Raw genomic sequence first — 6,581 nt, forward strand, 5'->3', positions numbered from 1 at the left:
TTTGTCTAATTTTTTATATGCTAATTGTTACTTCTTATATTTTGAAGGTAAAACACCGTAAGCTTCATGAAAACATTTCGAAAAGTAAGTTGGACTACTGAATCCTGTTTGATAAGCGATTTCAGAGATGTTTGACGATTGTTTATCTAGTAATTCAAGCGCTTTATTCAATCTAAACTCTTTAATGAAACTGTTTGGTGACTTCCCTATTATTGATATTATAGTTCTATACAGTTTTGATTTACTTAAGCCTAAATTTTTATTAAAATTTGTGACACTTATATTCGAATTAGCCCAAACACTTTCAGTATAATCAAATAAACGAATTAGAAATTCCATTTCTGTAATGCTTAATGGTTTAATGCCTTTAATATTAATTGGATTATTTTGATTTTCACTTTCGTATAAATCTTTAACTTCTGGCGTTAATATTATGTTTCCATTTATAACATAAGTCAAATATTCCGCTTTTTTAATAGTATCTTCAAATATGCTTCCTTTGTTAGTAACAGGAATTCCTGCGCTTATGCCAATTTTGAAATCTAGATCTGGTGTAATAACACAATTGTGCAATTCTTGGATTTTCACAGCACTTTCAACAGCATTAGTGACAGATGAAAAAGACATTAAAAATGAATTAGATTCTTGCTTAACTACACGTCCTTTTTTCATGTTTACAATATTGATAATCGATTTACTATAGCCACGAATGGCTGCTCGCAAGGTTTCAATATTTTTAGTTCTTAAGGTGTTTTTATTGAATTTTACAATCATTAAGGTTCTAAAAGCCGGATCGTTAATAATATTTAGTTCAGTATTCTGTGATTTTTCAGGGTCTTCAATACGTCCTAAAAAAGATTCAACAAGAGTATCATTTACTTCTATTATTCGTTGCGGTACAGCTCCATGAGATTTTTCATGAAGTTCTTTAATAGCTTCTTTATTTGGTGCTTCAATTAAACAAAATGCTGTTTGTCGTCGTTCATCACACCAATAGGTTAAACCACGACAGTTGTATTTATGTTCAATTTTTAAATCTGCTTGATGCATTTCAGCTACATGAGCAGCAGTTACACCATCTGGCAAATCATGAAAATCCATAAATATTGGCATGAGAAATATATTTTATGTAATATACTATTTTTATTAAGAAGCTGTCTGTTTTAATACCTTGACAGCTCCTTAAAAGAGTTTTATATGTTTTAAAGTTCCGCTGTTGCTGGACTAATTACTGTTTTGACTTCACTTATTGAATTTGCAGGAAAACCACCTTTTTTTGCGTGTTCTTCAATTAAGGCTTTATTTTCTGCTTTGTAAACACAATATACTTTATCACCAGTAACATAACTGTGTTGCCATTCAATTTTTGGTCCCATTTCTTTCAAGACAGAACATGATGTTTGAGAAATTCCTTTCAATTGTTCAGTTGTTAATTCTCCTGCTCCTGGAATATTGCGTTCAATTACATAAGTTTTCATAATGCCATTGTTTTTAATTGTTGTTTGATTTTCTTTTTCTTGTGCTTGTGTATAATTCAGAGTAAACACAATTAGGACTAAAATTAATTTGATTGTTTTCATAATAAATGTTTTAATTATTAATACTTCAAAATTAAAAGAGTTTATAATCAATCAATTATGCTTTTAGTTCAAAAAATAACAATTTTGGTTCAATGCTTTTTTTTTCAGCTTGCAGGTAACAGTGTTTGTGTAAGGAAAGTTACGAATAAAAGCGCGAGAACTTTCCGGTTTATAAATGTAGTAAATTAGAAAAGATGGAACAAAGGAAAAGTACAAAAGCAGCAATTTTATTTACACGATGTTAGCGGCCGTTTTTATTACTCTCCTAATTCCTTTAGTTTAGCTTGAGCTTCTTGATTTGAATCTATTCCTACTGCTTTTTTATAGTTTAATATGGCTTCTGATTTGTTTTTTTGAGATAAAAAGTAATTCCCCAAAGCAACAAAACTTTTTGATTCATTAGGATAGAAATCAGCATTTAGTTCTAAATATGCCAAGGCTTTTTTAGGAAGATTATGTCCATTCAACATAAAGAACCCAACTTGATTTAGCAATTCCCAATCAGGCTTTACTTCACGTTTCATACGAACGCTCAATTTTTTATAGTGGGTTTTAAATGGTTCTGTTAATTCTTTGGCAGAATATTCTTTTGGTGTGTTAAAACGCCACATTTCTGGAAATGGAAACCAAGAGAAAATAGACCGTAATCCATTATACTGGGCTGGAACAACAATGCTTCCGTGGTCTTCATTCTCAAAGTATTCCCATTTAAAATTAATCTCTTTATTATTTTTCACTAATAGGTCATGAAACTTTAAATTTGCTCTAATCTGTTCAGTAGGAATTGTTTTGTCTTTTCTAACTTTAACCGTGTCCATTGCTTTGCCAATACTATTGGCTACAGCTATATATAATGATTTTTCTTTACGATTTCCTTTGTTTAGTAGTTCTTGAGTTTCTTTAACCAGATTTTCTTTGTCCCACCAAAGACTTGGGTCAATTGCCAAATAATTATCAAAAGAATTTTCGTGATTTAAGAATGAATAAAGTACAAACAGACCTCCTGTAGAATGACCAATAATGGTATTGTTGTTTTCGGTTGGGTATTTGTTGTTTATATATGGTTTTAATTCTTCGTCTATAAACTTTATAAAATTACTGGCACCTCCAGAAGTTTCCGATTCGTTTCCGCGTTGAAAAGGAACATTAGTATGCGTAAAATCTCTTGTTCTATCTGTATTGGTAATGCCAACTATTATAGATTGAGGAATTTTGAAAGGTGTTAGTTGTTTTTGCATTCCAGTAATAACATAAAATTGTTGAGATGCGTCCAATACATAAATAACTGGATATTTTTTAGTGCTATTAAAGTCTTCAGGTGTATGTATCCAAATTTCTCTTTGTTCTTTTAATATTTTAGAATATAAACTATCAACTTTCCCAACAACTATTTGCTTTTCGCTATTTTGATTAAATTGTGCTATTCCTTTGAAATATAGGAACAAGGTAATTATGGTTAATACAATTTTAGACTTTCTCATTTGTTTGCTAAGGTTTTAGTTTGTAATTATTTCTTTTGGCTAATTGACAACATCAAAAATAATTCCAGACTTGTCCTTTTACCTATCGTGTTCTTAAATCCCCTCTAAAGTGTTTGTGTAAGATTAGTTGCGTGTTTAAGTAACTAATTTAGCAAATAAAACCGAATAGAAAGTCCGCGAGGACTTTTGTAAGTAGGCTAGAACTAGCAATAAATTTTACACGAGGTTGTAGGTAGTATATGCATCATTAAGAATCAAATTATTCTGATTTATAAACGATTCAATTTTTTTCATTGACTCTTTGGAATAAATATAAAACCAAATTTGTCCAGAATAATGAAATGAAAAAACTGTTTTCAAAGTCTCTGAATAGAAAAAGTTGTTGCCGTAATAATTTGATTGAACCAAATTGAAATAGTTGAGTAACATTTTTTCCAATTCAGAATAGTCAGAGACTAAAATTCCACCACTATAATTTGAGTCTCCGATAAACTTTTTAAAATTGGAATAAGCAGTTTTTGTTGAAGGATGGTGACCTTCAATTTTTTCATGAAACCAAGGTAAATTAAACAAAGGAATGAAAGTATATTCAATCTTATTTTCTTTGGCAAATAACGTTATTATTTTACTCAAGTATACAATTTCATCTTCATCGGGAGGTGAGTCAATCACAATATTGCAAATCATCTCAAAATCTTGTTTCTTAATATCGTCAGTGATTTTTTTAAATTCGTTAATTTCTTTATCGAATATTTCGTTCAATTCATTCTGCGAATAAAAGCGATCGGTATCAGATTTTTCATCATAATATTCACCTTCCTTTCTTGCAGCACTTTCAGAAGGATACCTTGTGTTTTGCCAGCCAGATATGAACGATGCAAATATAGGATCTTGAAGGACTTTTTTTCTGCTTAAATATTTCATCTATATATTACCTACAACGTTTATGTATAAGAATAGTGCGGTTTTGTGTGCGAGGATTTTCCGTAGGAAAATCAGACGTAACAAAAGAGCAACGATCATTATTTAAGTACCAATGTAGCATTTTTTTATACACGATGTTGTAGTGCGTTTTTATTATTCAGTTGTTCGTTTAAAATTCTTATCGATTATAAATTCGGTTGTTGTTGATATTTTTGAATCAGGTTCTAATCCATTCGAACCATTTATTACGCATTTCCCATCCATTTTCGCAATTATAGAATTGGCTTTTATCTCTAAAATTTCAATCCTAAAGTCTTCTACAGTTTCGTGAGAGAAGTAATAAATATTTGATAAGTATTCGTCCCTTGAATAATCGTATCCACTTTTTTGAGGTATAATCATTTTTTCGGTCAGTTTTGGTTCGGCTGAATTTAAAATTGCTGTTACCTCAATCGTAGGTTCAGCGTGCACCACTTTTTCTAATTCTTTAGAGCGTTTTATTGCAAAGTCCGTTTCAATATAAATCACAAATTCCCATCTATTTTTTTCTACTTCATAAAGATTATATTTAGCATTTTCAATATGGAACAATTCTTCTCCAAATTCTTCGTGTTGAATTATTAATTCATCTTTTTTGTCGTTCTTCATACTGGTGAATAATATTGCTGTTAACAAAAGCAAAAATATTGTAATTGAATTTCTGTTCATCGGCTGCATTTAACGGTTTTGTGTATGGCTAGTTGCGTTATCTGGAACTAAGTTAACAAAAGAAAACGAACCATTAGGAAAATCCGCTAGGATTTTTTGATTACACACTGATTAGCAATTAGTTATACACGGTGTTGTACTGCGTTTATTTCATTTTTGATGTAAATATATTCTTAATTGTATCTAATTCTTTTTTGTATTTTAAATCCGTTCTTGAAGCAAAATATAAGGTGTTTTCCGTTTTTACTTTTCCCTCCCAAACTAAATTTATTTCGTTTCTTAAAATTTGTTCTCGACATAAAAAATCTGGAACTAATGCAAGTCCGTTTCCATTGTTTAAACATCTTATAATAGAAGTAATATTTGGTAAGATATAGTTTGGTTTAAAAGCAGGTTTCTTATTAAAGTTCTCAAACCAAAAACGTCTAAAATGTTCCATTTCGTTTGATGAACTATACCAAACATTTTGAAGTAGTTCCTCTTCTAACTTATTTAAATTTTTTGAATTAATGTGGTTTTGTATTTTAGTTACATTGGTTTTATTTCCTGCTATTAAAACGATTCTTTCTTTTGAAAAAGGGATATACTCAACTAATGATTTTTTTTCATTCTGTTTTTTAGGTGTTATTACTAAATCTAAAATTCCATTGTTTAGGTCTTTTATTAAATCTGTATGTGCTCCAAATCGAGCTACTAGGTCAAAGTCTAGTTTTGGAATTTCGGGTTCAATAATAAGTTGAAACATTTCAGAGCACATTCCTACATTTAAAGATGGATTTTTTTCTTGCGTTGTTTTTTTAAAATGCTGTTCTGCTATTTCAAGTTTTTTTAAAGATTCAATAATATATTCATATAAAAATTTCCCATCTTCTGTTGGAATCATTTTTCGCGAAGTACGTTCAAATAGTTTTTTGCCAACATAAGCTTCTAAAGCATTTAAGTGTACACTAACTCCAGGTTGAGAAGCATATAAAGCAATAGAAGCTTTGGTCAAAGTTCCGTTTTCATATATTTCTTTAAATGTTCTATACCATTCTAAATTTACCATAACTATTAAAATATTGATACAAAGGTATGATTTGTATTATTTTTACAATAATAAATATTGATTTAGTTTTGCCTCATATAAAATAAGAGACAAATGAAAAACATATTTATAATTAATGGAAGTCATCCATTTGCACATTCTGGTGGAAGATTTAACGAAACACTTTTCAATAATACTATTTCATATTTTGATTCACATGAGGGTTTTGAAGTGAAATTTACTCAAGTAGGTGAAAATTATAATGTGAAAGAAGAAGTTGGAAAATTTAAGTGGGCTGATATAGTGATTTATCATACTCCAATTTGGTGGTTTCAAATACCGTTTGGATTCAAAAAATATATAGATGAAGTTTTTACTGAAGGTCATCAAAATGGAATTTATGCAAGTGATGGAAGAAGTAGAAAAAATCCAAATATCAATTATGGGACTGGTGGTTTAATGCACGGAAAAAAATATATACTAACTACAAGTTGGAATGCACCTAAAACCGCTTTTACTTTAGAAAATGAATTTTTTAATCAAAAAAGTGTAGATGAAGGTGCTATGTTTGGCTTTCACAAAATGAATGCTTTTACAGGAATGGAATTATTAGCAACACATCATTTTCACGATATGGAAAAAAATGCAGATGTTCCTTTTGAGTTGAATAATTACAGTGTTTTTTTAAATGATTTAATGATTAATTTGTAATTTATCTGGTGCTGCATTCAAGGTTCTAACGCAACAAACGTTGCTTTTTTTTGTTAGATACTAAGCTACATTTTTTAGTTCAGAATCCATAATTTCTAGAGGTGTTTTATATCCTATAATTTTGCGAGGTCTATTGTTAAGTTTTACTTG

7 protein-coding genes are annotated in these 6,581 nt (G+C 29.7%); 1 reads left to right on the forward strand and 6 read right to left on the reverse strand.

What is annotated here, in order from left to right; genetic code table 11:
- Positions 1–27: 27 nt before the first annotated feature.
- The 6 genes from ACVC3Y_RS03000 to ACVC3Y_RS03025 all read right to left on the reverse strand — a co-directional run bounded on the left by ACVC3Y_RS03000 (position 28) and on the right by ACVC3Y_RS03025 (position 5,741).
- Positions 28–1,113 (reverse strand): nickel-binding protein, encoded by a 1,086-nt coding sequence (locus ACVC3Y_RS03000; RefSeq protein WP_452226070.1) that lies wholly within the window; start codon positions 1,111–1,113, stop codon positions 28–30.
- An 89-nt stretch (positions 1,114–1,202) separates the two neighbouring features.
- On the reverse strand, positions 1,203–1,580 hold the full coding sequence (locus ACVC3Y_RS03005; protein WP_303425999.1) for a DUF4242 domain-containing protein: 378 nt from the start codon (positions 1,578–1,580) through the stop codon (positions 1,203–1,205).
- A gap of 257 nt (positions 1,581–1,837) precedes the next feature.
- Positions 1,838–3,061 (reverse strand): alpha/beta hydrolase, encoded by a 1,224-nt coding sequence (locus ACVC3Y_RS03010; RefSeq protein WP_303426000.1) that lies wholly within the window; start codon positions 3,059–3,061, stop codon positions 1,838–1,840.
- Between the two features lie 216 nt (positions 3,062–3,277).
- Entirely contained in the window at positions 3,278–3,985 is a 708-nt protein-coding gene (locus tag ACVC3Y_RS03015) for a hypothetical protein (protein ID WP_303426002.1), read from the reverse strand.
- A 153-nt stretch (positions 3,986–4,138) separates the two neighbouring features.
- Complete coding sequence (locus ACVC3Y_RS03020; protein ID WP_303426003.1) at positions 4,139–4,633, reverse strand: hypothetical protein; 495 nt, start codon at positions 4,631–4,633, stop codon at positions 4,139–4,141.
- A gap of 205 nt (positions 4,634–4,838) precedes the next feature.
- On the reverse strand, positions 4,839–5,741 hold the full coding sequence (locus tag ACVC3Y_RS03025; RefSeq protein WP_303426004.1) for a LysR family transcriptional regulator: 903 nt from the start codon (positions 5,739–5,741) through the stop codon (positions 4,839–4,841).
- Between the two features lie 93 nt (positions 5,742–5,834).
- On the opposite strand from ACVC3Y_RS03025, the gene ACVC3Y_RS03030 reads away from it, so the two are divergent.
- Positions 5,835–6,431: an NAD(P)H-dependent oxidoreductase gene (locus ACVC3Y_RS03030; protein ID WP_303426006.1), complete on the forward strand. Its 597-nt coding sequence runs from the start codon at positions 5,835–5,837 to the stop codon at positions 6,429–6,431.
- Positions 6,432–6,581 lie beyond the last annotated feature (150 nt).

It is taken from the genome of Lacinutrix cladophorae, assembly GCF_053604645.1.

What these genes read in the sequence shown, in the direction of transcription:
- ACVC3Y_RS03000 (WP_452226070.1), bottom strand. Translation starts at nt 1,113, where the DNA reads ATGCCAATATTTATGGATTTTCATGATTTGCCAGATGGTGTAACTGCT.
- ACVC3Y_RS03005 (WP_303425999.1), bottom strand. Translation starts at nt 1,580, where the DNA reads ATGAAAACAATCAAATTAATTTTAGTCCTAATTGTGTTTACTCTGAAT.
- ACVC3Y_RS03010 (WP_303426000.1), bottom strand. Translation starts at nt 3,061, where the DNA reads ATGAGAAAGTCTAAAATTGTATTAACCATAATTACCTTGTTCCTATAT.
- ACVC3Y_RS03015 (WP_303426002.1), bottom strand. Translation starts at nt 3,985, where the DNA reads ATGAAATATTTAAGCAGAAAAAAAGTCCTTCAAGATCCTATATTTGCA.
- ACVC3Y_RS03020 (WP_303426003.1), bottom strand. Translation starts at nt 4,633, where the DNA reads ATGAAGAACGACAAAAAAGATGAATTAATAATTCAACACGAAGAATTT.
- ACVC3Y_RS03025 (WP_303426004.1), bottom strand. Translation starts at nt 5,741, where the DNA reads ATGGTAAATTTAGAATGGTATAGAACATTTAAAGAAATATATGAAAAC.
- ACVC3Y_RS03030 (WP_303426006.1), top strand. Translation starts at nt 5,835, where the DNA reads ATGAAAAACATATTTATAATTAATGGAAGTCATCCATTTGCACATTCT.